The organism is Paenibacillus sp. MAEPY2 (assembly GCF_000499205.1).
Lineage (GTDB): Bacteria > Bacillota > Bacilli > Paenibacillales > Paenibacillaceae > Paenibacillus > Paenibacillus vandeheii.
In genome coordinates, this window is sequence record NZ_AWUK01000068.1 from 22,083 (window position 1) to 48,694 (window position 26,612).

Below are 26,612 nucleotides of genomic sequence, written 5' to 3' on the forward strand. Positions count from 1 at the left end.
TTAGAATATTTTTCTGTCGGTGTATTTTTTGGCCAATTGGTTGGCTGACAATAGTAGAACAATACCAATCACTGACTTGAACAGTCCAACAGCTGTACCAAAACTATACTGTCTGCCAACGAGACCAATCCGGTATACATAGGTATCCAGAATATCGCCCGACTCATAGACAACCGGATTGTAAAGATTGTAAATTTGGTCGAAGCCTGCACTCAAAATATTGGTCAGACTCATGACCCCCATGAGCAGGATAATAGGCAGCATACCCGGCAACGTAATATGCCATACTTTTCTCCACCAGCTTGCTCCATCAATCCCTGACGCTTCGTACAAACCGGGATCAATCGAGGTAATGGCAGCCAAATAAACGATGGAACTGTAACCGAATTCCTTCCATACGTCTGTTCCAATAATCAACGGCTGGAACCAGGTGTTGCTCCCTAGAAAATTAATATTTTCCAAGCCGAAAAAGGCCAAAATCTGATTTACACTTCCATCCAGGCTGAACATGTTAACAACCACGGAGGCCAGAACGACCCAAGACAAAAAGTGAGGCAGATATACAATCGTCTGCACGGATTTTTTAACAAATTTAAAGCGGATCTCGTTTAATAAAATGGAAAAAATGATGGCCATCAGTGTGCCGAGCAGAATCTTGGCGATGGCAATCACCAACGTATTGCTAATCACTTGGCCGATGTCCGGCAGTTTGAACATATAAATAAAATGCTTGAGCCCAACAAATTCGGAGCCAAACATACCTTTGGCTGGTACATAGTCCTGAAACGCCGTAATGACACCAACCATGGGAATGTAGCTGAATACCAGCAAAAATAAAATGCCCGGCAGCATCATCATATGATACATGGCACCTGTGCCCAATCGGTTTCTTGCTTTAACATTTTCCTGTTTCATGGATGAACCCCTTTCCTGAAGAAAGGCTGCTTATCGCAGCCTGTCAGCAGTGTTAGCCTTATTATTTTTGAGTTTTGGTTTCAGCTTCAATCTCCTGAATCACCTGATCGCCGCCTTGTTTCTTCCAGTTGCTGACGAACGTTTCGAAGTAATCCAGCGGTTCCGCACCCGTAATGATTTTGATGAAAGATTCCTGTTCCATTTTGGTCAGGTTAGCCCACGTCTGTTTCATGCTTGGTGTAGTTCCGGAGAACGCTGGCGTCATCCAGTTGAATTTGCCTTCCTGCGTCAGCTTGTCGATCAGCCCCACTCCGTTCATACGGGAGTGATATTTCGACCAAGCCGTTATATCGTCTGTATCCTGGTCTTTCAAGTACGTTTGGATACTGCCAATATTGTTCTTCGATTCCGTTGTCCGGACCTGATCCAGACCAATCTCGCCTTTAATTCCGCGAACGACATCGGAGTAATCATCCAGCAGCGATGTAGCCGAGTTGACTTCAATGTTAAACGGTCTGGTGGAACCGTCTACGCCGCTCTCCAAATATTTGGCTGCCTCTGGCATGGAGGTTGCCACGTCTTTGTCATTAGCCAATTTATCGTAGAACAGGTTAATAATTTTAATCGCCAGCTCAGGGTGCTCATACCCTTTTCTCACAACGATAAATTGACCGGATGGATTGGCGTGTGCCACATTTACCTTGCCATCTTCATCTTCCAGCGTGTAAGCCGTGAATTTCGCGTGTTTATCCATCTGTTTGACACTGCTCAGTCCCCAGTCTGGGATGTGCCACGGTCCAAAAGCAATCCCGCTCTGGCCGTTGGTGTAAAGTGCAGTGATATCGTCAAAAGTACGGGTTCCAAATTGCGGGTCAATGATGCCTCTCTTGAACCAGTCGGCCATAACGCCCAGCATCTGTTTGGTTTCCGCTGTAGTCGAGCCATAAACGATGCTGCCGTCCTCGCCATTCATCCAATATTGAGGAAACGCGCCTTTGGTAGAAGCGACGCCCAGCATAGTATAGGCAGATCCGTTATAGTCTGTCGTATTCAGGGTGTTTACAAAGGGAATACCCACCGGTTTTCCGGTTTGCCCAGGATCTTTTTTCAGGAACTCTTCTGCTGTTTTCTCTACATCTTCCAGCTTGATGGCACCGTCTCCGTCAGCATCGAGTTTGATTCCCAGCACATCCAGCCAATCCTGCCGAACCCAGACCATGGTTGGCGCGGAATCCAGCGAAGTCGCCGGAAGACCCATCAGACGTCCATCAATCGTGGCATTGTCCAGTGCACGGCCATCATAGGAGTCGTAAATCTGCTTGATATTATCCGTAGCATATTGTTTGTACACTTCCGTCATATCTTCAATCAAGTCATTATCAACCAGTTCTTTGAGCTCATCCTTGGAATCCACACGCATCATATCAGGCAGTTCCCCGGAAGCGATTGCAAGAGAAACTTGACGGCTGTAATCTTCACCGTTGGCCTCAAATTGGTCCTTAATTTGTGCGTTGAACGATTCTTTGACCAGACGGGTATACGCATTATTCTCGTATGTATCTCCTGCGGGCAATTTCGGGTTTGCCGTCGTAACACGTCCCATCGTTACCGTTACTTCGTCTTTATAGGCACTGAACGGGTCTCCAGGTGTCACCTCATATTGGCCCGCATCCTCAGCAGTCGGCGGATTGGAGGCCCCCCCACATGCTGCAAGGATGGAAACCATTAAGGCGGACATGGACAGCACAGCCAGTCGTTTCGTCAACTGTTTGCTTTTTATTGACCACTTATTTCTCATCAAATTCAACTCCCCTTCGTTCTGTTTTTTTCTCTATCATGTTGTTTGCGCTTTCATTATAAAACTTGGAGAAGCCTAATCGAGATAGGGATTAAACGCTTGTTTGGATAGAGAAATGTGTACAATTTTTGCTGGGTTCAACGAGCAGCATTGAGGTTGTGAGCATTTATCTTACCTATCGACTTACATTTGTCTATCCTCTCTTCATCAGGCACGTGAAATAAAAAAACCAGCAAGCTCCTTGAACAGGAGAATGCCGGCTATGGATGGGAATTCAGAATCAGTCCTGTAGAAGTTATCGAATCGTCTAATGCTTAGCTACTTCAAGTGTGCACTGTGGGAAGCCAGCACTTCAGCAGTCACTTGGTCGCCGCCCTGTTCCTCCCACTCCTCTACAAATTGATCGAATGAATCCATCGGAGCAGCACCTAAAATAATTTTCAAAAATGTATCATGTTCCAGCTTGGACAGTTTGCCCCACAACCTTTCCACTGCTGGTGTACGCTTGTAAGTAAGACTTCGTACTTTATGGATGTTCGGATCAAAGAAGTTTCTTCCGCCGACGAGAAGAGAGTAACCTCGCATAAAGTTCTCGTTGTGCTGGTCCCAATACGAAATGCCAAGTTGGTCATAAGGCTTTAGCTTGGTTTGTTTTATCGTCGAAACTGTATTTTCCAGCAGTTTATATTCGGACTTGTCCTTGAAATCGGCTGGTGTTTTGGTGCCTGCCAGAATATCCTGCACAGCTTTGGATTCATATCGGGCTTCATCTGCCGGAGCAAAGAAATTGCGACTTAGCATAAAACTCGTACCATACTTGAACTCATCACGAAGATACAGATTGTTTATTTTAATGATCGCCTCCGGATAAGCGTATCCCTTTCGAACCACAAGGAAAGAGCTTGAGGGATTATCGACCTTCACATGATAGGCTCCGTTTGCATCCAGCGGGAGCGCGTAGGCCTGCCAGTTTGCCTTTGGATCATTCAGCCAAGCGCTTGGAAGCGGCCAGTATCCTGCAAAGAAACCTTGAAAGAACATGCCCGCCTGTCCGCTAATGACGGTTTCCTCTGGTTCTTTGCGGATGCCCAGATCTGGATCAAGGAGACCTTTGGCATACATATCACGAAGCCTGACCAAGGCGTTTCTTGTCTCTGGCAGCAGCGAGCCGTACACAGGTTTTCCATCTTTTTCGAGCCAATATCCGGGGAAAGACCCATAAGCCGAGAAGATCGGCGTTAGATCAAAAGCAAATGCGCTGTTGTTAAAATCCTGAAATAGACCCGTGCTTGAAGCAAGCCCGATCGTATCCCGTTTCCCGTTTCCATCCGGGTCCTGCTCCACAAAAGCCTTTGCGATCGCTTCCAGTTCATCCACCGTTTTTGGTGGTTTCAATCCAAGACGATCCAGCCAGTCCTGCCTGATCCAGAGCATGCTGAAATCTTCCGCCGTGACAGACGGTACAGCCATCATTTTCCCTTCAAAGGTCACTTGTTCCCGAGCCAATCCGTTGGTGCTGTCGATAATTTTCTTCATCTCGGGTGAAGCGCTGCTTGCATATGCCTCGGTCAGATCTTCAATTTCTCCTGCTTTGACCATCTCATTCAACTGAACCTGATTAACGATCATTGCATCTGGCAAATCATTGCTGGCGATAGCCAGATCAATTTTCTGACCGAAATTCTCCTTGGATACCTGCCACATGACTTTAACATCAATGTTAAGGTTTTGCTTAATCACCGTTTTCCACTTATTCTTCTCTAATGTCTCTCCTTCAGAGAGATCCGTTCCTGTCGGATCGACCACATATCCCAACCGGATGGAGACCGGATGTTCATATTTGCTGAATGGCTGGGTAGTGGCAGTGGCAGATATGGTTGGCGCTTGTCCTATAGACGATTCCAGAGATTCCCGAAAGTACGAAATGCTGAAAAATACTATACTTGCAATCAAGCTGACGACAACAAGACACGCAGCCATCTTCTTGATCATCTCTTTCCCTTCTTTCATCCGGATTCTCAGTTGGGTATGAGGAGCCTAGGCTATTTGTCCCCTCTGCCCAGCTGTCGAAATTCACTAGGCAGCATGCCTGTCAGTTCACGAAAAATTCGGCTGAAATATTTTTCATCCGTATAACCCACCCGCTCTGCAATCCAGAAAATCGTGTTGTTTGTGTTCAATAAATACTCTTTTGATTTCTCCATTCGTATATATCGGGAATAATCGTTAAAGGTTTTTCCCATGATGTCCTTGAAGCATTGGCTGAAATAGCTTCGGCTAATGTTGAGCTGCTGGGACAGCCCTGAAGCTGTAAAAGCCTGATCCAAATCATTCTGCATGATCATCACGGCTTTTTTCACCCCATCTATCATTTCCTGAGAATACGAAGTCTGTTCATCCGCCTTTCGAATACTTTCAGAGGTCTGCTTGATCCACTGTTCCACTTCGTACCAGGATTGAAAAGAATGGATCATGGAGATTCTGCCCAGCGTAGTCTGGGCAAAAAGATGGTTCCACTCCATGACCAGAGAGTACAGTAATCCCATCAGCTGACCTTTTTGCAGCCTTAATGATTTAAATTCTTCAACAAGCTGGTTGTAATAATGGTCGTTATGAGTCCATGGAGACAGAAACCAACTTCGTTTAATCCGATCCATGTCCTCATCCTGTGGTTCTATTGGAAAGGAGTCTTCTTCATCTAGCGAAACGGCAACCACCGGATCTTGAGGGTCATACGCATAAAATAAGGACGTTTCTGTATAGTTCATAATCCAGTTTTGAATTTGCGACCATGTCCGTTCTTGCACATCAGACAATACCAGCAGGGCTGCTTGCGGAATTTGGTCCAAGTATCCCTTCAATCTGTCGAATAGTTGATCCTCACCATCCAGGGGTGTCGCCCACATCCAGCTGTTCCGTTCCACTTCAAATCGAATCTCGTCTACATTGGATTCAAGTTCAATCGGCCAGCTCTGTCCGGACTTCCGGTCCAGTGAAACAAGTGCATACACTTTACGGTAATGAATGTTGGTTTCACCGAGTAGCGGCAGCTTTCGTCTTGTATTAGCCAACTCACCAATTCGGGTATGTATCCGATTCAGGACATGTTCAAATTGCTCCTTCTCAAGCTGAACCTTGGCTATATAGTCGATCGCTCCCAGCCTAAGTGCTTCCTGGATATAATCAAAATCCTGATGTAGGGTAAGTACGACAATATGAAGTTCCGGGTAGTGCTGCCGTGCGGCTCGCATTAGCTCGATGCCTGACATTACCGGCATCGCAAGATCCGTTAACATCAGATCTACCGAGTTGGATTCCAGAAACTCCAGCGCCTTGACCCCATTACTTGCTTCTCCAACAACCTCCATGCCGAACTCGTTCCATGGCATCGCGGAGCTTATTCCTTTTCGTACCAATTTATCGTCATCCACAATCAATACCTTAATCATGCCGAGATATCTTCTCCTTTGATAGGAAGTATAAGCAATATACTTGTCCCAGTTCCCAACTCACTCTCGATCACCAGTTGAGCTTGATCCCCGTACTGTGCTTTTAACATGCGGTGAACATAATTGAGCCCGATGCCCATGCCTACTTTTTTATGTTCAGGTACACGATTATTCAGAAGCCTTTCAATCGCTTCCTCCGTCATACCTGCTCCATTATCCTGAATCATAATGTTCAACGTTTCTTTGCGTGTCACTTCAATCTGAATAAAACCTTCGTCACTCAGTCCATGGTAAAGTGAATTTTCAACCAACGGCTGTAGAATAAAACGAGGTACTGGTATTTGAAGCACTTGCTCATCAGCGGAAATACGCACATCAAATTCAAAGTCATATCGGATTTGCTGCAAGATCAAGTACTGTCTAAGCGCGTCAATTTCCTCTTCCATCGTGGAAACCTGACCTAATTTGCCCAAATTATAGTACAACAGCTTATTCAGCGACTGCACCAGCTTGTCAATCTCCCCTTGTCCATTCATGACGGCCAGCCAGTGTACCGTATCCAGTGTATTCATCAAAAAATGAGGATTAATCTGATACAGCAGCTTTTCCACTTCAAGATCTGCACGAATTTTCTCCTTCTGCTGTACCTCTTTGAAAAGGTCACCGATTTGATGCTGCATATTGGAGAATTCGCCCAGCAGAAAATCGAATTCGGGAATTTGCGTTCGGGTCTGACTACCTGCCGTTTGTGGATTTTGAGACATTCCGTTGATTTCCGAATGGAACAGACCGAGGGGTTTATAGACCATCTTCCACAGCAGCCAAGCCAGAAATACGGTAAAGCCCAGGAAAAATAAAGCGACCAGGAATATTTGAAGCAACCACTGGTTTTTTTCCTGTTGATACTTGGCCTGCGAGATCACCGACACAACACTCCAGTTCTGAGTGGAATCCTGCCTGAACCAATGGTGACCGCGAGCTATTCCGTCCGATGCCGCATCTTTGGATAAGCTGGAGAAATTCTCCCCGACTTTCATCGCTTCCGGAATCTCACTATACACAATGTTTCCCTCTCCATCGAGAATCAGATGGGATAAATCCCCTTTGTACTGATTGTAACCCAATATATCCTGCGCAAGGTGAAATCCGGATTCAACGTAAATATAAACATCGTCCCTCTGGGGCAATTTTACCTTCCGCATAGCGGATAGAACGAGCTGATCATCAAACCGGTTCATACTGACATGAGGACCATAGTAGGTAATCCCATATGCTTTGGATAGCACAGGCAAAGATTCCGGTGAAAAGCGATCCTTTATGGGGAAGTTGCCGAACTGTGTCGTGCCGTCCTCCTGAAAATAATACAACGTCAAACCGATATTCGGATTGGTAAACGTCACGACATTTAATTCGCTCTTTAATTCATCCCGCGTTTCAATCAATTCAAATATATTGGAGGACGGTTTCAACACCTCATCCAGCTTCTTGCCTAATGTACCACTGTAGGACAATTGCTGAGTAACATGATTCAGGTTGGTGATCGAATTCTCCAGTGAGGAAGTCACCTGCTGTAAATTGCTCCGAATGCCATCATCGATCTTGTTCGCAAAAATGGAATCAATGGTGTAGTAGGAAATTGCAAATATACTAATGAAGGGGATAAACGCACTGAGAAAAAACAGCAAAAAGATTCTTTTTTTGAGTGTCATTCCAACCTATTCTCCTTCACTTCATCCATTCTATGTTGAATGCATAACTCCATAATTATAGATTGATAATTCAATAAGTCAAACGCTTTCAAGTCGTATTGTGTGTTAACTGAATTTCTGATTAAGCCTTCGAAGGTTATATCATCATGACAAAAAGACTCTACCAGCATAACGCCGGTAGAGTCCTCCATAGAGCGAAAGAATTAAACCAGGAAAGCTTTAGAGATGATGACCAACAAGATGAACAGAACAAGGATTGCGCCGATGGATGTGAAGCCACCGTATCCACCCTGACCTCCAACATTTCCATATCCTACTTCGCTCATGTAATCTCCTCCTCTTTTGTGTTATGTCATAAGGTATTCAACTCTTTGTGTATTGACAAGGCTATTTACGTCATCATCAAAAAAAGGGCTCCATCCGCAATACTCTCACCTGCAAACGTACATGAACCAGTTGCTGACTAGATCTGCCTTCAACATTCCTTTTTATTCCTGATGCTGACACACCAATAGCATGCATCCTCAATCGTTACTGTTTTAATTGCTGGGTCATAGCACGAAGGTAAGAAAATGTTTGCTTCTCCTTTATTCCTCTAAATAGCTAACATAATGAACAAGTTCAAGATCATAAAATTACATACTGATTCTAACCATAGGGAGGCTCCCAATTCTTATGCCTGAAAAGATAAAACTGCAAAAATTCGTGGATGAACTGCCTATTCCAAATACGTAGTCTCCCAAGAAACGAAGTAGTCATAGTTCATATTACGAAGTGACTATGAAAGAGTTTTCTCAGAAGCTGCATAGAGACCTCGGGCCAACCCGTTTATGGGGTTATGACGGAACATTTCCAGGTCCTAAGTTTGAAGTGTTGAAGAATGAAACCGTGTTTGTTAAATGGATGAACGACCTGCCCAATAAGTACTTTCTTCCCATTGATACTACGGTTCATGGTTCGGAAATAACTCTTCCAGAAGGTAGAAGCGTTGTGCATTTACACGGAGGAAGAACGCCGGCTCATAGTGATGGCTACCCTGAAGCTTGGTTTACGAGAAATTTCGAGCAAACGGGGCCTTTGTTTGAACGAGAGGTTTATACGTATCCAAACCGATTTCGAATTTTGAACGCATCCAATAGCCGAATCCTTACATTAAGAATGGAATCCAAATCAACCATTTTATCAAATTGGGACCGATAGTGGCTTTCTTGAGACAACAGTAAGAATAAACGAATTTGTACTTTTAAGTGCCGAGCGAGTAGATGTGATCATTGATTTTTCTCAATACTATGGTCAAACTATTATTCTCAAAAATGTCACGAAAAGTGCGTCCCCTGAAACAATAGATATCATGCAATTCAGAGTAGGTGTTCCCTTAAAAAGTACAGATACCAGCTCAATTCCTTTTTATCTAGAAGCATTCGAACGACTCCCGCAAAGTATGGCAAAGAGAACAAGATATTTAACACTTGTCAGAGTGAAGGATCAATATGGTCGCTCCTTAAACCTATTGTATGGAAAAATGTGGATAGATCGCATTTCTGAAAGAATTGAAGTAAATCTCCTCCTAATCCATATGAAACGGGATTAAAAGATACTGTAGCAACTCCTTTTGGTTACGTTACCACGATTATTGCTCGTTTCGGACCCTTTACCGGGCGTTATGTATGGCATTGTCACATGCTTGAGCATGAAGATTACGAAATGATGCGACCTTTTGATATTTTTTAGCGCTCCAGCGCTGCAACAAAAAGTTGACATATCCCCAAAAAAATTAATAAAAAAGAGACATGTCCTGCTAAACATAAGGTACATGTCTCTTTTGAAGGATTTATGACTCACAATCACTTGGAACAAATAGATTATATCTCATGAATGTTAATCTTCCGGCACAGTAGACACATGATGTGTCTCTCCTTCTGACACCTCTACAGAAATAAAGCAGATCTGTTCTCCCCCTTCGGTTGTTTCCAGTTGGGTCAGGGCGGCTATGCCATTGTGGTATAACGTTTCGGCATTTACAGGAAAAGTAGCCTTCCAGACAAAGGGTTTTCCAGATTGCAGCGTCAATGTACTCTCTGTGTTCTCAGTATGTTTAATCGTAATGTTCCGATCAAGGATAGGGATATTCCCCATTTCCGCCCATTTTAGTGAATGTGCAAGTCTTGGCAAGGTGCTGATTACCGATGCTCCGTTTGCCGTAACTCCCATCAATCCAGCAGCCATGGAGCCTATCACGCAATAAGATACCTCCGGGTAATCCCGTCGCTCCAAAGATGGATTTACCAGCTCTTTCAATTCATTAAAGGCTTCTTCATTTTGGCCGTACCGATAAAAAATATCAGGCAGATAAGTCTTTCCTTCAACGTTGGCAACACGATTAATCTTGACATCCTCAAGCGCCTTATGCAGTTTCTCCGGGTCACTGACTGCCCCGTAATAGAGCGGGAGAAAGGTCCCTTCAGCATTATAGCCTGTTACGAAAGAATGGTCCTGAAGCTTGGCGCCGAAGAAGCGCCCGTTCTCCTCGTTCCACCATTCCTGCTGATAACGCTGTTCCAGGTCTTGCGCCTTGGCGGCGTACACTTCCGCTGTCTCCGTTTGGCCTCTGAGACTGGCAAGATGGACAAATGCACGGTAACCGGCAATTTGTGCAGCGATCATATCACCACCCATCAAAGGCTGATGTCCAGCTTCGTTGAATGTAGCCAGCCCCCTGCGTCCGTATTCGGGGTAATATTCCAATATTCCGTCCCCATCTTTGTCCCAAGCACTGGTATATTCATTTAAGGTTAACTCAAAAAATTCCAATAGCTTACTATCATTCAAATAATAAATATCGCCTGTCCACAGGTACTGACGCAAGCTGGCATCAATAATGTCAAAATTGGCGGGGAGATTATACCAAAAATCCTCATCGCTTTCATAATCGACTGGGGCAGGAACATTGTCCTTATTGATCTCCCAGTAAGTACACCAGTCACGCGACTCGGCAATATTTTCGGCAAAATGCATGATCATATTCTTGGTATGGAGACGAAGCCCGAGTACAGCAGCTCCGGTACTGTGGTGCATGACATCACGGATGCAGAATGCCTCTCTGGCTGGAAGAGCAGCTTCGTACCATAGCCCGACGGGATCTTCGCCAAAGTGGGCATACTCCAGTGCCTGGCGTTTGGCCCAAACAAAACCTTCATTCAAATCCTGATCGGATGATTGAAAAGTTACTGCACCAGCTTGGGATTCTATTTCTCTCTCATAAGACATGTCAAAGTCACTCCTGTCCTTTTCGGTTAACTTTCCTTCGAACCTGAGAAGGTCAGACCTTCCATAAATGCTTTTTGCGAGGTGAAGAATAATAGGATACACGGCAAAGTGATTACAATAGCCGCTGCCATTAGCAAATTAGTATCTGTGGCATAAGTCCCCTGGAACCCTGCCAGACCGAGCGTGAGCGTCTTCCATTTATCACTGTTGATATAAATAAGCGGTCCCATGAAATTGTTCCAGGAGCCCATGAAGACCATGACGCCAACCGCCATCAGAGCCGGTTTGGACAGCGGCAGGAAAATCTTCCACCAAATTTTAAAGTAACCGCAGCCGTCGATAATCGCTGCTTCCTCCAATGCGACGGGTAGTCGGGAATAGAACTGACGCAGTAAAAAGATATAGAACGCCGATCCAAAGAAGGCTGGAACGATCAGGGGGTACAGCGTATCCAGCATGCCCAGATTCTTAAACAGAATGAATTGCGGAATCATCGTAACCTCGCCCGGCAACAGCATGGTTGACAGGACCAGAACGAACAATATCCCACTTCCCCTCACCTTCAAACGGGCAAAGGCATAGCCCACAATGGATGAAGAAAGAACCGTACCAATGATAGGTAACACCGTTGTAATTACGGTATTGACCAGATAACGACCGAACGGGAACGCCGCAAGCGCCTTCGCATAATTATCCCAGCGCCAGTTATCAGGCCAGATGCTCATCCCGGATACTGCGACCTCCTCCAGACTCCTTAGAGATGCAGAAACCATCCAGAGAAAGGGATACAGGAACATAACGCTCCCGATCAGCAGCAATATATAGGCCAGCCAATGCACCTTTTTGTGCGCAGAGTTACGCTCTTTTTTTACGGACACGACGCTTCCTCCTTCCGGTTTGCTCTGTTTCGTAATACACCCATAATGCACTGCTGCGGAATACGAGCGCAGTGAACAGAAGGATAATTACAAAGAGTACCCAGGCCAGTGCCGAACCGTAGCCCATTTTGAACCACATAAAGGCATTTTGATATAGATAGTAGGCGTAGAACAACAATGAATTATCCGGTCCACCGTTTACCATGAAGCCTTGGGTAAAGGTCTGGAATGCCCCGATCATACTTGTAACTGTATTGAAGAATAAAATTGGTGAAATCTGCGGCAGCGTCACATGCCAGGCTTTTCTTGCTGCCGTTGCTCCATCAATCTCGGCTGCCTCATACAAGCTTTGTGGAATATCCGAAAGACCGGCCAGATAGATAATCATATTGCCTCCGACCGTCCACAGGCTCATGATAATGACTGCAGGCATTGACCATTCTGGACTGGAGAACCAGCCGGGGCCTTCGATACCTATCCTACGCAATAACGAATTGACCAGACCGACATTCGGGTTAAAGATCCAGATAAACAGCACCATTTGTGCAACACCCTGCACGAGCGTTGGCAAATAATATATTGTACGGAAAAAATAAATTCCGCGTAGCTTTAAATTCATTAGCAAGGCAATCGCAAGAGAGAGAATGACCTGCAGGGGTACACTTACAAGCGTGTAATAGAAGGTCACGGACAGCGATTTATAAAACATGGTATCCTTGAACAGCATGCGGTAGTTGTCCAAACCGATCCATTTCGGGTCGCTGACGACCTCCCATTTGTTGAAACTGATATAGAAAGAAAAAATCATCGGACCTACGGTAAATAACAGAAAACCAATGATCCAGACCGAGACGAACAAATAAAAACTCGCTGCTTTGGTATGGATAATCTTCTTTTTCACAAGAGCGCTGGTAATGGTAAAGATGATAGCGAATACTAGCACGATAACGGTCAGAAAAGGGAGAAGAGGCAGCAAAGCTGCTGGTGCCCCTATTCCTTCATAGAAATTGTAGATCCCTTCTATTATTCCATTCATAGTTTGCTCCCGTTAGTTTTGTTGTAAAATCTGATTTATCTTCTCTGCTACCTGCGGGAATACTTCCTTTACATCCTTGTTTCCAATTCCGATTGGTGTCGTATCATCGATAGCTTTCATCACGTTGTTGATTTCATTCGTACCCTTCTGGGCTTCCTGTGTATGCTGCTTCTCGGCGGCAAGGACGAAGGCTTTCAGGTTCTTGTCTGGGGAAACAGCTTCAAACGCACTTGTTGCACTGGAAATAACCGGCACCCCATAAGCATTCTTGTTCCCTCCGATGATTTTTTGCACCTCTTCGTTTTGTGTAAGGTGATTAATGAAAGTTTCGGCGGCTTCAGAATTCTTGCTGTCTTTGCTTAGAGCCAGCCCGTTAACTTCTTTGGAACCGCCGTTCCCTGGGAAAGGAACAATGTCCCATTTGAATTTCTGTACATCAGCCATTTGCGGTAAATACCAAGGACCAAAGTCGGTGAACATGCCGATCCTTCCTCCCAGATACCAGTTCATCATGCTTTGTCCCTGCTTCTCACTATCGTTCGGCACGATTCCCGCTTGTTTGCTAGAGACAATATACTCCGCAGCTGCTATGGCTTCCGGCGAATCAAGTGCCGACTTGCTCAGATCATCACTGTAAAATTGACCGCCAAACGCATAAATCCAGTTACCGAGCCACAGTGGTTCTGAACCAAAAATCTTTGTTGCCCCTTCTCCAGAAGTGAGATTCTTAGCGATGTCATTGAATTGTTCAACCGTCATCGGTTCAGTCTTGCTTGGAAGCGGAATGTTATTTTTCTCGAAAAGATCGACGTTAATCGCCATGACTTTAGGCTTGATAATAAATGGTGCTGCATATGCTATGCCATCTACACTCATGGAATCGACAAGGGAAGGAGAACTGAAGAGTGACTTATCTATTTTCAACTCTTGGAAAGCGTTTGCAAAACCAGGCAGATCCCCTCCTGAGATCAGCATGACATCAGGAGTCGTTCCTCCTGCAATCATCGTCTGTAGCTTGGTAAGATAATCCTTCTGTATCCATTGGCTCTCAACCTGAATGTCGGGGTAATTGGTCTCGAAGTTATCAATGGCCTGCTTGATCGCATCAGCTTCTGACTGAGCTCCCCAGAATGCAAACGTTATTTTCCCCTTGTCTTTCGTCCCGCTCTGACTTTCCGACGAGTTCCCTCCATTTCCGGAACACGCCGACAACGCAATTACAACAAGTAGAGATAAAATAATCAAAGACCATTTTTTCACCATTTTTCCCCCTATTGAATTGAATATTTAAATGACGTCAAGTCAACCTTCTGTGTCCCCTACGGACCTGATTTCCGCACCACAGCTGCTTCTAATAATCAGCTTCGACGGAATCACGATCTTTAACGGCACTTCTCTGCCACCGATTCGTTCAAGCAGCATTTTTACCGCGCTCTGGCCCATTTGTTCAGTGTAGATTTTCACCGTGGTTAACGGCGGATTGGCATAAGAAGCCATTTCAATATCATCGATGCCGACAATTGCGATATCACTCGGCACCTTTAAGCCGGCCTCCTTCAACGCCCTTCCGGCAGCTATGGCCATGGGGTCAGAACCAATCAGGAAAGCTTCCGGTAAATCCTGCTTCTCAATAGCTTCCTTCATGAGCTGATACCCGGTGGACATGGAGAAATTATTACCGATATGCACATGCTCGGGCAGGTACAGATTTTTCTGCTTCATATAAGCTTCAAAACTGCTTTGCCGCTGATCCACTGAATCTATACCAGAGTTGGAACCGAAACGATTAATAAAATCGCGTGAGCTGATCAGGCCGATCCTTTCATAACCAAGTCCGGTAAGATGATCCAAAGCCATCCGGGTTACCTTGTCAAAATCGACGACGACGGAATCAAAGCGGTCCTCATCCGGCGAATAGTCGACAAAAACAATGTTATGTATCCGGCTGAAGTACAAATTGTATGGATCGAATTCGAACTTGCCGATCACGATAAGGCCATCAAGCCCTGACAGGCTTTCATACGAATCATGGTTCACCCAGCGAATAGTCCGAGTAATGTGAAGCCCCAGCAGATTGAATTCTTTCTCGATTTGCAGCCTTATCGTCAGGTAATACGGATCCTCCGACTCAAATTGCTCCGAACAGAAGGTCACCAGTCCAATTTTATAATCCTTCAACTGCGCCGCTTGATTGGTATGACGACGTTGGGTTACTTTATATTGCAGCTGTTCTGCAGCTGAAAGAATTTTTCGTCTTGTTTCCTCCAATACCGATAAGGAAGGATCGCCGTTCAGTACACGGGAAACTGTAGATGGAGAAACACCGGCCAGACTTGCAATATCACGAATAGTTGACACTACTAATCACCTTTTCACTTCATATTTGGGAAACACCCCTCACAATCATTTTATAGTTTTGCCAAGCAATTGCCAATCACATTGTATTTTGTTTACTAAACATTAGCAAACTAATGCGTGAATTCAATATAACAGAGTTCAAATCGTTTGACAATAACTTATTGTCATCGCTTACATGTATTTTTTTCACCCTAAAATGGTATTTACATTTCAATTTTTGTTTATTCATATTATTTGTTTACTAAATATTTTGTAAACGATATACTCTAAACAAGGTATTGTTAGTCCCTTATCTTTTTATACGAGCAGGAGGTATTATGAAAACTTTAATCAACTACGATTGTCCCACTGTAATTATTAACAGTAACAGCACCCTATTTAACAGCTTTACCAACATTGAAACCATAACGGAGAACCTTTTTCTGGTCCATATCCGGTTAACAGCTGTGAACAAAGAACAGCCGCCAGTGTGCCGAATCGAGTGGTCTATTCCCGCCGTAGACATCCACTCTTTATGGCATCCGGGAACAGACCGCAATAAAGCCTTTCAAGTGGATTGGGGTGACGGTTTCCAGTCCAAAAGCACTTCTCTCGCACCTGTAGCCTCCCTATACAATCTAGAGGGGCGGAATCGAATGACCTTCGCTTTTAGCGATGCATTGAACAGCGTGTCGATAAAAGCCGGTATCCATGAAGAGGATTCCACCTTCCTATGCTCTGTTACTCTGTTTGAAGAAGCTATGCCGAAACTGGATCATTACGAAGCTACGCTCCGAATCGACCGCAGGGATATTCCCTTCTATAATGCGTTGGAAGAGGTAACCGAGTGGTGGGAGAGCCTTCCCGGGTATGAACCCGCCGCAGTTCCTGATATAGCCCTCGCCCCCATGTACTCCACGTGGTATTCCTATCATCAGAAGCTGACCGCTTCCGAATTGGAGGAACAATGCAGACTTGCTATGGAACTTGGTTGTGAAACCATTATCGTTGATGATGGCTGGCAGACGGACGACAACAACCGGGGTTATGCCTTTACCGGGGACTGGGAAGTCTATGCGGGCAAAATACCGAACATGAAAACTCATGTGGATACCGTACATCGGCTGGGTATGAAATATATGCTATGGTACTCCGTGCCATTTGTAGGTAAGTGCAGCAAGGTATGGAGCAAGTTCGAGAATAAACTATTGCGGGTAGATGAGAAGCTGAATGCGGGAGTGATGGACCCCCGGTACCCGGATGTCCGGGAATACCTGATCAGCACCTATGAACAGGCCGTATCCAGGTGGGATATCGACGGTCTGAAGCTGGATTTTGTGGATAGCTTCAGACTGAGTCCGGATCAGAAGGAAGGAACAGCGGAAGGACGGGATTATAAATCAGTGCCTGAAGCGGTGGACCGCCTGCTCTCCGATGTTATGGAGCGACTGAGAGCCATCAAGCCGGATATTCTTATCGAATTCCGCCAAACGTACATCGGTCCGCTAATGCGAAAATACGGTAACATATTCCGGGCCAACGATTGCCCGAACGACTCTATCCAAAATCGGGTCCGCACGCTCGACCTGCGACTATTGTCGGGAAATACAGCCGTCCATTCCGACATGATCATGTTCAACCCTGAAGAACCGGTCGAAAGCGCAGCCATGCAGCTGATCAATGTTCTTTTCTCAGTGCCTCAAATCTCTGTTCGTCTCGATGAGATTGGAGAAGTGTATGCTGGAATGCTCCGCTTCTGGCTCTCCTTCTTCAAGGAGAACAGTGACATTCTGCTGAAAGGTAAGATAGCTCCGGTACAACCCGAGTTACTTTACCCACTTGTCAGTGCCCAAAGAGCAGGTACGAAAATTGTCGCCGTTTACGCTGATATTGTTGTCCCAATGGACGCTACCTATGACCGATTCATTGTAGTCAACGGAACTTATAATGAACAAGTAGTTGTCCGTTGCCACCATCAGGGTCGTTATGACTTAACTGTAAAAAATTGCTGTGGTCAAGTTGTTCTACTTCGCCAAATCGACCTTCAGGACGGTTTGTACGAGCTCCCCATCGCGAGAGCTGGTGTAGTCATTTTACAACGTATAGATAATTGAGGAGGGATATAAGCAGGTTATTCACAGGGGCCTTCCATGGTCATATCATAGTCCGTCAAGTAGACAATAATCATAAGAAATTTTATTAAGCGGCGACTTTTCCCCGGATTTCAACCGGTGAGAGGTCGCCCAGTTTGTTTTGAGAACGTTCCATGCCCTTGTCCATTTCAGCAATCGGATCATGTTCTTGTTTTTCGACGAGAAGCCCCACACAAAGTACACGCTGTTTTGGCGGGAAGATGACAAAAGTCACCTTTACGAATTACTTTATACACTTATAAAAATTTTAAATATCCTCGATACACTTCATGTTCATCTCAGGTATTGATCCCAAGACTCTTGGATTCCTGAATAATGTAGTCGGCAGGCCTTATCGAATCCTAGCCCTGTACGAAGCGAGGACTTTAAAGCTTGTTGTCGCAAGAAGAACTATTTTGATATTTTGCTCTACGCTTAGAAAGCGATTGAACGCTTACAAATATATAAGTTGGAACAAAATTCCCCCGTCCTTTCGGACGGTTTTTTTATTTGTTTTGGGTGGACAAACTGCCTATTGGGATCTGTTCGAACTTCTATTCCATAAAATACAGCTGATGTTTCCTGCGGTACTCTCCAGGCGTGAGGGAAGTTTGACGCTTGAACAAGCGCGTAAAATAGTTGTTGTCCTGCAGTCCGCACAATTCGCCGATGCGTTTCAGGGGGAGCTCAGAATGTGCCAATAACCGCTTGGCCTTCTCCATCTGCAGGTGATGTCTGTATTGAAGTGGGCTCATACCTGTATACTGCTTCAGGCAGCGGGCCAGATAATCAAAATGATAGAGCAAATCCCGCTCCATCTGTCCGGAATCAAACGGCTGCTCCAGGTGCTGACCAAGATAAGCCGCCACCTTCTCACTTAGTAAATAGGAACGAGCCTGCGGGCTGTTTTGTCTCATTCCCTTCTGTAATTGCAGAAGGAATTGGCCTAACAGAACATGCAGCTCGAATGAACGCTGACGGGTAAGCACACGATGCAGCTCAAGCATTTCTTTCATTATCGGCTCCAGGGTATGTAGATCCACTCCCGAGAATTTGGGAATTTCAATGACTCCAGGGGGAGCCTCAATGTCCTGGTCTGTTTGCTGAAGCAGGGGCTGCTCCCATGTCGTCTTTTCTTTTAAAATCAGCTTTTGGACAGAGGGAAGCTGAAAATGAATCCAGTATACCTCCGTCTTCACCTCCGTTGGTTTATACCCACGATGTTCTTTGCCAGGTTCAAGAACCAGCATCATGCCTTCCGCTACCTCGTAACGAATCCCATCTTCCTCCATAAATATGGCTCCATTGGCGCAAATAATCAGGTCGAACACATCAAAGCAACGCTGGGCATGTTGCATACCCGGCTGCCATTCGGTGTGCCCAATTGCTGCTAATAACGGAAACGGCGGAACTTGAAGTTCAAGTACAAGCATGAAAGAGCTCCCTTCATTCAAAATGTAGAGAATGTGCTATATAAAGTCGTAATTGTCAGCTGTTATCGAAGCACGTGATCCCTTAGAGTAGTAGATATAATATGATTCTATCACTTAATGACCAGGGGGATGCAAGCATGAAATTTCGTCAGGTTCATCTCGATTTTCATACGTCAGAGGCCATTGAAGGCATTGGCCGTGATTTTTCGAAGCAGCAATTTCAGGAGATGCTCAAAACGGGGCATGTCGATTCCATCACCGTATTCTCCAAGTGCCATCATGGCTGGGCCTATCACCCGACAACCGCCAATCAAATGCATCCACATCTGAATTTCGACCTAATGGGTGCCCAGATTGAGGCTGCTCATGAGATAGGCGTGAAGACACCGGTCTATCTCTCCGCCGGCCTGGATGAGCGACTCGCCCGCAAACATCCACAATGGCTCATCCGCAATCAGCAAGAGCAAATCAGCTGGACAGCAGACTTCATGACGCCAGGATATCATCAATTTTGCATGAACACCCCGTATCTTGATATTCTCGCCCAACAGGTCGAGGAAGTCGTAAAGCACTATGATGCGGACGGCATCTTCCTTGATATCGTTGGCGTCCGGGAATGTTATTGTCAATATTGTGTTGCCGAAATTCGCACGCAGGGCTCCGATCCACGAAACATTCAAGACATGAGAACACTGTGGGAACAGACTTATGCTCGTTATACCCTTCGAATGAATGAGACAGTACATACATTGAAGCCCGGACTACCCGTGTTCCACAACAGCAGTCACGTCGACCGCGGGCGGCGGGATCTCGCCCATGTGAATACCCATCTGGAGTTGGAATCGCTGCCAACGGGCGGCTGGGGGTACGACCACTTCCCACTCTCCGCGCGTTATGCACAGTCACTAGGGATGGATTTTCTGGGCATGACCGGGAAATTCCATACCTCCTGGGGTGAATTCGGCGGATACAAACATCCAAACGCGCTGCGTTATGAAACTGCGCTGAGCCTTGCGAACGGGGCACGCTGCTCCATCGGGGATCAGCTGCATCCGGCTGGTCAAATGGATCTCGCCACGTATTCACTGATCGGTGAAGCCTACCGCGAGGTTGAAGCTAAGGAGGAATGGTGCCGAGATACTACAGCGATAGCCGATATCGCTTTGCTTTCGGTGGAGGCAACGCGATGGGAAGCGGGAGGTAATCCACATGATCAGCACAACCACTATGATACCGGAGCTGTAAGAGTTTTGCTGGAAGGCCACTATCTCTTTGATGTCGTGGATTTGCAGGCTGATCTATCCAAATATAAAGTCGTTATTTTGCCGGATGACATCCTCATCACAGAGTCCATTAAGACCAAGCTGAAAGGCTTTCTTGCGGAGGGCGGCAAAATGCTCGCCACCGGCCGTTCCGGACTTTCACTGGATGGAACGGGCTTTGAATTCGATTTGGGTGTTGAATTTCAGGAGGTATCCCCATTCCGCCCCTCCTATTTCCGTCCACATTTCGAGCTCCCTTCACTGCGTACAGCTTCTTTCGTCATCTATACCGAAGGACAGAATACAGTACCGACGACAGACGGCATCGTCCTTGGCAGTAAAGAAAATTCATATTTCAACCGTGACTTGTTCACGTTCTGCTCTCACCAGCACACCCCTTCTGATCTGCAGGAATCGGGAACGGGCATGGCCGAAGGACGAGACGGGATCTACATCGCGTGGAATGTTTTTGAAGATTACGCAACGAAGGGCAGCCTGCCTATCAAGGAAATCATCTGTTATGCGCTGGATCGCTTACTCGACAACAATAAATCCCTAATAACCAATCTCCCTGCACAAGGGGTTACCACGTTACAGGCACAAGCGAACTCGAAACGCTGGGTGAATCATCTGCTGTATGCTTCTCCTGTGCGCAGAGGATTAGGTGTGGAAGTGATCGAGGATCTTCCTCCACTCATAAATACAGAGGTGACCATTGCGGCGGCTGAAAAAGAAGTACAGGACGTGTACTTGGCACCACAGCGCCTTAGTCTTCCATTCAGTCAGGCGAACGGCCTTGTGACCTACACCATACCTCTATGGTCCTGTCATCAAATGGTCGTAATTCAATTTTAGTAAGCACATTTATCGATCATATATCAGCAAACAAAAAAAGAAGTCGCCATCAGCATGGCGACTTCTTCATTGGCGGTTTACTCCGCCAATGTACTATCCTTTAGTGATTAATGATTACACACAAGCTTTTAATTTGTTTAGGCCCTGGGAAATACCACGAATCAATGAATCCACATTTTCCCGCTGAGTTGCCCAACTGGTGCAAAAACGAACGACGCTGTGTGTATCGTCCACCTTTTCCCAGAATGTGAACGAGTAACGGTGGCGTAAGTCCTGAAGCAGGTCATCTGGCAGAATCGGAAATTGCTGATTGGTTGGTGAATCATATAGGAAAGAAATACCTTGCTCCACGAGCGAATCATGAATCAACATGGCCATGTCCACAGCATGCTGGGATATTTCAAGATAAAGACCATCTTCAAACAGCGTTTCAAACTGAATACCCAGCAATCTGCCTTTCGCGAGCAGGCCACCTTTTTGTTTGATCATATAACGAAAATCTGGCTTCAGCTTGTCATTCAGGATGACTACCGCTTCCCCCATCAATGCTCCGATCTTGGTTCCGCCAATATAGAATACGTCACATAGGCGGGCGAGATCAGCGAGAGTCATATCACAATTTCGGGAAGCAAGAGCATACCCTAGGCGCGCCCCATCAATAAAGAAAGGGAGACCACACTGGCTGCTTACGTCAAATAATGCTTGCAGCTCTGCCTTGCTGTACATCGTACCATTCTCAGTAGGCTGAGATATGTAAACCATTCCGGGCTGGACACAATGTTCCGGAGATCCATCATTGACATGGGCATCATAGACCGCTTTGACCTGATCCGGGGTAATTTTCCCGTCATCGCTTGGCACCGTGATCACTTTGTGACCTGTGGCTTCGATCGCTCCCGTCTCATGGACCGCAATGTGGCCCGAAGTCGCTGCAATCACACCTTGGTATGGACGTAAAGTAGAGGCAATCACCGTTGTATTCGTTTGTGTACCGCCAACCAAAAAATGCACATCCGCCTGTTCATTTTCACAAGCCTGTCGAATAAGGCTTCTCGCCCGATCGCAATGGGGATCTGTACCGTAACCGCTCGTTTGTTCCATGTTCGTTGAAATGAGTCTTTGCAAAATACGCTCATGCGCGCCTTCGTTATAATCACATTCAAATCGTATCATCGTCTTGTCTCTCCTGCTCTCTTGTTCAACTTATCCTGAATATTCATCATTGAAGCGTACACTTCTCTGATCTCTTCCTCATCCAAACCATGCATTAATTTTACAAACTGCTGATCCGAACGCTCATTCAATTCACTGTAAAGCTCCTGGCCTTTCTCAGTCAGACGAATCAAACTCACCCGGCTGTCAGCGGCTGAATCCACTTTCATCAACAGCCCTTCTTTGGTCAGTTTGCTCACTATTCGGCTCATGTAGCTGCGATCAATCGTCAGCGTATCCACCAAATTGTTCGCAATGCTCTCTCCTTGAATGCCAATCTCAATAATGACCCTTGCTTCGGCAAAGGAGTATCCCGTTCCCAGGATATGCTTATCAAGTACACCGAGTATATTGGTATAAAAACGGTTAAAACGCCGCATTTCAGTCAACATATCTGCATTTATTTGCTGAGAGTCGATGTCAAACCCTCCTTTTTAGTGGACATTGTCAACATTATAATAATCAGTTTAGTGGACGTTGTCAACAATATAAATCGTAATGAGCAAGTTAATGCACTTGAACGAGAAGCTTAGCAAAAGCCGTATTTGTAACACACGGATTAACTGTCTAAATGCTCATAATAAAAAACCGCGCAATATGCGCGGTTTTGGCGTTACAACATTATGAATGGCTGTATTGCACCTGATGAAGTCGGCTGTATATGCCTCCGGCAGCAACCAGTTCCTCATGGTTACCCTGCTCTGCAATGCCATCAGCGTTCACAACGATTATCCGATCTGCATTCTTGATCGTGGTCAGTCGGTGTGCAATAACAAGCGTTGTTCTACCCACAGACAGTTCTGCCAAGGACTTCTGGATCAGCGCTTCGGTCTCCGTATCCAGAGCGGACGTAGCTTCGTCCAAGATGAGAATCGGTGGATTTTTCAGGAACATCCGAGCAATAGACAAGCGCTGTTTCTGACCTCCGGAAAGTTTTACACCACGTTCACCAATGATCGTATCGATTCCTTCTGGCAAACTAAGAAGCAGCTCTTCCAAAGAAGCGCGACGGGCTGCATCCCAGATCTGCTCGTCCGTTGCCGTTAAATCGCCATAAGCGATATTTTCCTTAATTGTGCCTGAGAAGAGAAAGACATCCTGTTGAACAATACCGATATGTCTGCGCAATGATTCCAGCTGCACCTCGCGAATATCCATCCCGTCAACGGTGATCCGGCCTTCTTCTACTTCATAGAATCGTGGAAGCAGACTGCAGATCGTCGTTTTACCTGCACCGGAAGGACCAACAAAAGCAACGGTTTCCCCTGGATTGATGGACAGACTGATATTATTCAGAATACGTCGATTCTCTTCATAACCGAACGAGACATTTTCGAAGCGAATATCCCCACGCACGCTTTTTAGTTCAACGGCATTTTTCGCATCCGCGATTTCCGGCTCGGTATCAATGATTTCCAGATAACGCTTGAATCCGGCGATGCCCTTCGGGTAACTCTCGATTACAGCATTTATTTTCTCGATCGGACGGAAGAAGATGTTGGATAACAGCAGGAACGCCATGAAATCACCCATATCAATTCTGCCATCGATAAAGAACCAGGCACCGCTGATCATAACGAACACGGTAACCAGACGCATCATCATGTAGCTGACCGATATACTCTTCGCCATCGTTTTATAAGCAAGCAGCTTTGTTTTGCGGAAGTTCTCGTTGTCTACGGAAAAAAGTTTTTTCTCATGCTCTTCGTTAGCAAAGGATTGAACGACACGAATTCCGCCTACGTTGTCTTCAATACGGGAATTGAAATTCCCCACATCACCGAAGAGACGACGATAGGTCTTCGTCATGCGTCCACCAAACACGATAATTACCCAAGCCATGATCGGGATAATGATAAAGGTGATTAGTGCAAGCTCCAAGTTAATGTTCGCCATGAGCCAGAAAGATCCGATTAATGTCATCACTGCGATGAATACATCCTCCGGTCCATGGTGAGCCACCTCGCCAATATCGTTAAGGTCATTGGTCAGATGACCGATCAGATGACCCGTCTTGCGATTATCGAAGAACCGGAAGGAAAGCTTCTGCAAATGAGCAAACATCTTCGAACGCATATTGGTCTCAATATTAATACCAAGCATATGTCCCCAGTAGGTCACGACATAATTCAGGACGGTATTCAGCGCGTAGATCGATAACAGTACAACACAAGCGAGAATAATGAGCGGCCAATCTTGACCTGGCAGCAAATCATTAATGAACTTGCTTACAGCAAGTGGAAATGCCAGCTCCAGTAAACCGGCGATGACTGCACAACCAAAATCAATTAGAAACAGTTTTTTGTAAGGACGATAATACGAGAAAAAACGACGAACCATTCTTATTCACTCTCCAGATCCTGATTAGGGCTATCTTCTTCATTTTGCAATTCAAATAGTTGGATGTACTCATCAATAACCTGATCTATGGCTTTCAGCTCACCACTAATCATTTGGTGAATATTCCGGAACTCCTCCTGACCAAGCTGTCTGGCCAACGTAGCTCTGCGATTCTGCATTTGTTCCAAAAAGACTAGAATTCTCCCACGACGAAACGTTTGTGCCCCATTCCCCCGTTTTCCGTGATGCTCTCCATGTCCTCTCCCACGTCTGGAACGTTCACCCTGTTGCTCATCTTCCCCGCGGCCGCGTATGGAACGCTCTCCATGACGCTCCGTTTTCTCATTCTCATTGATATGTCTTTCTCTCATTTGTGAAGCACCTCCATTTTTTTGATTGTATACATATGTATACAATCTCCTCATGTATACGATTGTATACGTGCAAAATCATTCTGTCAACCCGTATTTTTCCAGTTCATTCCGGGTCAATTCATATTCAGTTCACCGTCCTAGAGTACACTAACTTACGTACCACCACAGAGATTCCCAATTCACAGATAAGACAGGAGAAGATTAGATTGACAATGAAAAAACGAACTTCATTTGCCGCCGTAAGCCTGGTGTTAACGATGTTGGTCCCAATGTCTGCTTTCGCCGCACCGGCAACCTTGAGCAGCAGTAATCTTACGTATGAGACAACGAAAAAAGCAGTAATGGACAAGGCCAAGATCCTTACCGAAACTTACGGTACAACAAGTGTGCAGTACGCACTCATGGACGAGGGAAAGATCGTGATCTCCGGACAAGCAGGCAAAAACGACCCGGAGGACCATATGCCCCTTTCTTCTAATACGATGTATGGAATCGGTTCAACCAGTAAAGTAATACTTACAGCCGCAGTAATGAAACTGGTTGACGAAGGCAAGATTAATATGGATCTGCCGGTTGTACACTATATCCCGGTGTTCAAAATGAAGGACAAACGTTACACCCAAATCACACCACGCATGCTGCTGAACCATTCATCCGGGATTCTCGGAACCTCAAGCAGTAGTGCAATACTGTATGGAGACAATGACACCTATGCACATGATACGTTATTGGATCAATTGGCAGAGCAAAACCTGAAGGCTGATCCAGGAGCCTATTCGGTCTACAGCAACGATGGCTTTACGTTAGCCGAAATTCTGGTCGAGAAGGTCAGCGGTATGAGCTTTAGCCATTTCATCCATCAGAATTTCACCGAGCCCTTGGGCATGAACCACACCAAAACGCCCCAGGATCTGGTTGACCCTGACCAAATGGCAGTAACCTATTCTCAGTTGCACAAGGAAGAACTTCCAGTAGAGAATACAAACATGATTGGCTCTGGAGGTATTTACTCTACCGCTGAAGACCTGGTCACATTTTCACAAATCTTTACGGGAGAGGTCAAAGGCATTCTTTCTAGTGAGTCGGCAAAAGCCATGACGCAAGAAGAATACAAAAGTGGCATGTGGCCAGAGGACAGCGATTCCTCTATTTCGTACGGGTTAGGGTGGGATAGTGTGAACTTGTTCCCATTTAGCGAATACGGCATCAAGGCAGTTACCAAAGGCGGGAATACGATTGCGTATCATTCTTCATTAATTGTTCTTCCGGAATACAACATGGCAGCTGCTGTTACCTCCTCAGGTGGGTCAAGTACAACCGACCAATTGATTGCGAGCGAACTGTTGCTTAGCGCACTTGAGGAAAAAGATATTATTAAAGAACGGAAAGCGGAAAAATCGTTTGGCGTACCTGTAAAAGCATCCATGCCGAAGAAACTAACGCAGTATGCAGGCATTTATGGGGCTGTCGGCAGCTCGTTACTGAAAGTGGAAGTGAATGATGAAGGGCAATTAACGACGTCCCTGCTATTGTCGCCGAATAGTACAGAACAAAAGTATACGTATACCGCAGATGGTTCTTTTGTTAACGAGCAAGGTACAGAAAAGTTGAAATT

General features: G+C 45.6%; 19 protein-coding genes and 2 pseudogenes. 5 read left to right on the top strand and 16 right to left on the bottom strand.

What is annotated here, in order from left to right; translation table 11 throughout:
• From P364_RS0133470 to P364_RS37155, 6 genes are all read right to left on the bottom strand, one after another.
• Positions 1–915: an ABC transporter permease gene (locus P364_RS0133470; protein ID WP_024634327.1), complete on the bottom strand. Its 915-nt coding sequence runs from the start codon at positions 913–915 to the stop codon at positions 1–3.
• Between the two features lie 61 nt (positions 916–976).
• Positions 977–2,713, bottom strand: a complete 1,737-nt coding sequence (locus P364_RS0133475) for an extracellular solute-binding protein (RefSeq protein WP_024634328.1) — start codon at positions 2,711–2,713, stop codon at positions 977–979.
• Between the two features lie 318 nt (positions 2,714–3,031).
• Positions 3,032–4,705, bottom strand: coding sequence for an extracellular solute-binding protein (locus P364_RS0133480; protein ID WP_063870675.1), 1,674 nt, complete (start codon positions 4,703–4,705; stop codon positions 3,032–3,034).
• A gap of 50 nt (positions 4,706–4,755) precedes the next feature.
• On the bottom strand, positions 4,756–6,162 hold the full coding sequence (locus tag P364_RS0133485; RefSeq protein WP_024634330.1) for a response regulator transcription factor: 1,407 nt from the start codon (positions 6,160–6,162) through the stop codon (positions 4,756–4,758).
• Positions 6,159–7,871, bottom strand: a complete 1,713-nt coding sequence (locus P364_RS0133490; RefSeq protein ID WP_024634331.1) for a sensor histidine kinase — start codon at positions 7,869–7,871, stop codon at positions 6,159–6,161. Before P364_RS0133490 ends, P364_RS0133485 begins: the two co-directional genes overlap by 4 nt.
• A 203-nt stretch (positions 7,872–8,074) precedes the next feature.
• Positions 8,075–8,197: a sporulation protein YjcZ gene (locus tag P364_RS37155; protein ID WP_081718275.1), complete on the bottom strand. Its 123-nt coding sequence runs from the start codon at positions 8,195–8,197 to the stop codon at positions 8,075–8,077.
• A gap of 361 nt (positions 8,198–8,558) precedes the next feature.
• On the opposite strand from P364_RS37155, the pseudogene P364_RS38835 reads away from it, so the two are divergent.
• Positions 8,559–8,990, top strand: a pseudogene (locus P364_RS38835) (multicopper oxidase domain-containing protein); the annotation flags it as partial.
• A gap of 459 nt (positions 8,991–9,449) precedes the next feature.
• Positions 9,450–9,602, top strand: a pseudogene (locus P364_RS38840) (multicopper oxidase domain-containing protein); the annotation flags it as partial.
• 147 nt (positions 9,603–9,749) lie between these two features.
• On the opposite strand, the gene P364_RS0133510 reads toward P364_RS38840, so the two are convergent.
• The 5 genes from P364_RS0133510 to P364_RS0133530 are packed head-to-tail and all read right to left on the bottom strand — an operon-like array spanning position 9,750 to position 15,410.
• The gene (locus P364_RS0133510) at positions 9,750–11,138 is read right to left on the bottom strand and encodes an MGH1-like glycoside hydrolase domain-containing protein (protein WP_024634333.1); all 1,389 of its coding nucleotides are present in this window, start codon (positions 11,136–11,138) and stop codon (positions 9,750–9,752) included.
• Between the two features lie 26 nt (positions 11,139–11,164).
• Positions 11,165–12,016 carry a carbohydrate ABC transporter permease gene (locus tag P364_RS0133515; RefSeq protein ID WP_024634334.1) on the bottom strand — a complete coding sequence of 284 codons (852 nt, stop codon included), beginning with the start codon at positions 12,014–12,016 and terminating at the stop codon, positions 11,165–11,167.
• A complete protein-coding gene (locus P364_RS0133520; RefSeq protein ID WP_029881506.1) occupies positions 11,994–13,052 on the bottom strand; it encodes a carbohydrate ABC transporter permease in 1,059 nt (352 codons plus the stop codon). Before P364_RS0133520 ends, P364_RS0133515 begins: the two co-directional genes overlap by 23 nt.
• A 12-nt stretch (positions 13,053–13,064) precedes the next feature.
• The gene (locus tag P364_RS0133525) at positions 13,065–14,315 is read right to left on the bottom strand and encodes an ABC transporter substrate-binding protein (protein ID WP_024634336.1); all 1,251 of its coding nucleotides are present in this window, start codon (positions 14,313–14,315) and stop codon (positions 13,065–13,067) included.
• Positions 14,316–14,354: 39 nt separating this feature from the next.
• Positions 14,355–15,410 carry a LacI family DNA-binding transcriptional regulator gene (locus P364_RS0133530; RefSeq protein ID WP_024634337.1) on the bottom strand — a complete coding sequence of 352 codons (1,056 nt, stop codon included), beginning with the start codon at positions 15,408–15,410 and terminating at the stop codon, positions 14,355–14,357.
• Positions 15,411–15,727: 317 nt separating this feature from the next.
• Here P364_RS0133530 and P364_RS0133535 point away from each other — a divergent pair, with 317 nt between their 5' ends.
• Positions 15,728–17,503: a glycoside hydrolase family 36 protein gene (locus tag P364_RS0133535; RefSeq protein WP_024634338.1), complete on the top strand. Its 1,776-nt coding sequence runs from the start codon at positions 15,728–15,730 to the stop codon at positions 17,501–17,503.
• Between the two features lie 572 nt (positions 17,504–18,075).
• Here the strand turns inward: P364_RS0133535 and P364_RS0133540 are convergent.
• Positions 18,076–18,954: a helix-turn-helix domain-containing protein gene (locus P364_RS0133540; RefSeq protein WP_024634339.1), complete on the bottom strand. Its 879-nt coding sequence runs from the start codon at positions 18,952–18,954 to the stop codon at positions 18,076–18,078.
• A gap of 137 nt (positions 18,955–19,091) precedes the next feature.
• Here P364_RS0133540 and P364_RS0133545 point away from each other — a divergent pair, with 137 nt between their 5' ends.
• Positions 19,092–21,071: an alpha-amylase family protein gene (locus P364_RS0133545; RefSeq protein WP_024634340.1), complete on the top strand. Its 1,980-nt coding sequence runs from the start codon at positions 19,092–19,094 to the stop codon at positions 21,069–21,071.
• 114 nt (positions 21,072–21,185) lie between these two features.
• Here P364_RS0133545 and P364_RS0133550 read toward each other — a convergent pair whose 3' ends face one another.
• From P364_RS0133550 to P364_RS38400, 4 genes are all read right to left on the bottom strand, one after another.
• A complete protein-coding gene (locus P364_RS0133550) occupies positions 21,186–22,244 on the bottom strand; it encodes a threonine aldolase family protein (protein WP_024634341.1) in 1,059 nt (352 codons plus the stop codon).
• Complete coding sequence (locus P364_RS0133555) at positions 22,241–22,675, bottom strand: MarR family winged helix-turn-helix transcriptional regulator (RefSeq protein WP_236642121.1); 435 nt, start codon at positions 22,673–22,675, stop codon at positions 22,241–22,243. Before P364_RS0133555 ends, P364_RS0133550 begins: the two co-directional genes overlap by 4 nt.
• A 229-nt stretch (positions 22,676–22,904) precedes the next feature.
• On the bottom strand, positions 22,905–24,623 hold the full coding sequence (locus tag P364_RS0133560) for an ABC transporter ATP-binding protein (protein ID WP_024634343.1): 1,719 nt from the start codon (positions 24,621–24,623) through the stop codon (positions 22,905–22,907).
• Positions 24,624–24,625: 2 nt separating this feature from the next.
• A complete protein-coding gene (locus P364_RS38400) occupies positions 24,626–24,994 on the bottom strand; it encodes a hypothetical protein (protein WP_024634344.1) in 369 nt (122 codons plus the stop codon).
• A gap of 215 nt (positions 24,995–25,209) precedes the next feature.
• On the opposite strand from P364_RS38400, the gene P364_RS0133570 reads away from it, so the two are divergent.
• Positions 25,210–26,612, top strand: a 1,403-nt coding sequence (locus P364_RS0133570) for a serine hydrolase domain-containing protein (protein ID WP_024634345.1), incomplete at its 3' end; no start/stop codon positions are given.

Coding starts and splice junctions, on each gene's coding strand:
- P364_RS0133470 (WP_024634327.1), bottom strand. CDS start 915: ATGAAACAGGAAAATGTTAAAGCAAGAAACCGATTGGGCACAGGTGCC.
- P364_RS0133475 (WP_024634328.1), bottom strand. CDS start 2,713: ATGAGAAATAAGTGGTCAATAAAAAGCAAACAGTTGACGAAACGACTG.
- P364_RS0133480 (WP_063870675.1), bottom strand. CDS start 4,705: ATGATCAAGAAGATGGCTGCGTGTCTTGTTGTCGTCAGCTTGATTGCA.
- P364_RS0133485 (WP_024634330.1), bottom strand. CDS start 6,162: ATGATTAAGGTATTGATTGTGGATGACGATAAATTGGTACGAAAAGGA.
- P364_RS0133490 (WP_024634331.1), bottom strand. CDS start 7,871: ATGACACTCAAAAAAAGAATCTTTTTGCTGTTTTTTCTCAGTGCGTTT.
- P364_RS37155 (WP_081718275.1), bottom strand. CDS start 8,197: ATGAGCGAAGTAGGATATGGAAATGTTGGAGGTCAGGGTGGATACGGT.
- P364_RS0133510 (WP_024634333.1), bottom strand. CDS start 11,138: ATGTCTTATGAGAGAGAAATAGAATCCCAAGCTGGTGCAGTAACTTTT.
- P364_RS0133520 (WP_029881506.1), bottom strand. CDS start 13,052: ATGAATGGAATAATAGAAGGGATCTACAATTTCTATGAAGGAATAGGG.
- P364_RS0133525 (WP_024634336.1), bottom strand. CDS start 14,315: ATGGTGAAAAAATGGTCTTTGATTATTTTATCTCTACTTGTTGTAATT.
- P364_RS0133535 (WP_024634338.1), top strand. CDS start 15,728: ATGAAAACTTTAATCAACTACGATTGTCCCACTGTAATTATTAACAGT.
- P364_RS0133540 (WP_024634339.1), bottom strand. CDS start 18,954: ATGCTTGTACTTGAACTTCAAGTTCCGCCGTTTCCGTTATTAGCAGCA.
- P364_RS0133545 (WP_024634340.1), top strand. CDS start 19,092: ATGAAATTTCGTCAGGTTCATCTCGATTTTCATACGTCAGAGGCCATT.
- P364_RS0133550 (WP_024634341.1), bottom strand. CDS start 22,244: ATGATACGATTTGAATGTGATTATAACGAAGGCGCGCATGAGCGTATT.
- P364_RS0133555 (WP_236642121.1), bottom strand. CDS start 22,675: ATGTTGACTGAAATGCGGCGTTTTAACCGTTTTTATACCAATATACTC.
- P364_RS0133560 (WP_024634343.1), bottom strand. CDS start 24,623: ATGGTTCGTCGTTTTTTCTCGTATTATCGTCCTTACAAAAAACTGTTT.
- P364_RS38400 (WP_024634344.1), bottom strand. CDS start 24,994: ATGAGAGAAAGACATATCAATGAGAATGAGAAAACGGAGCGTCATGGA.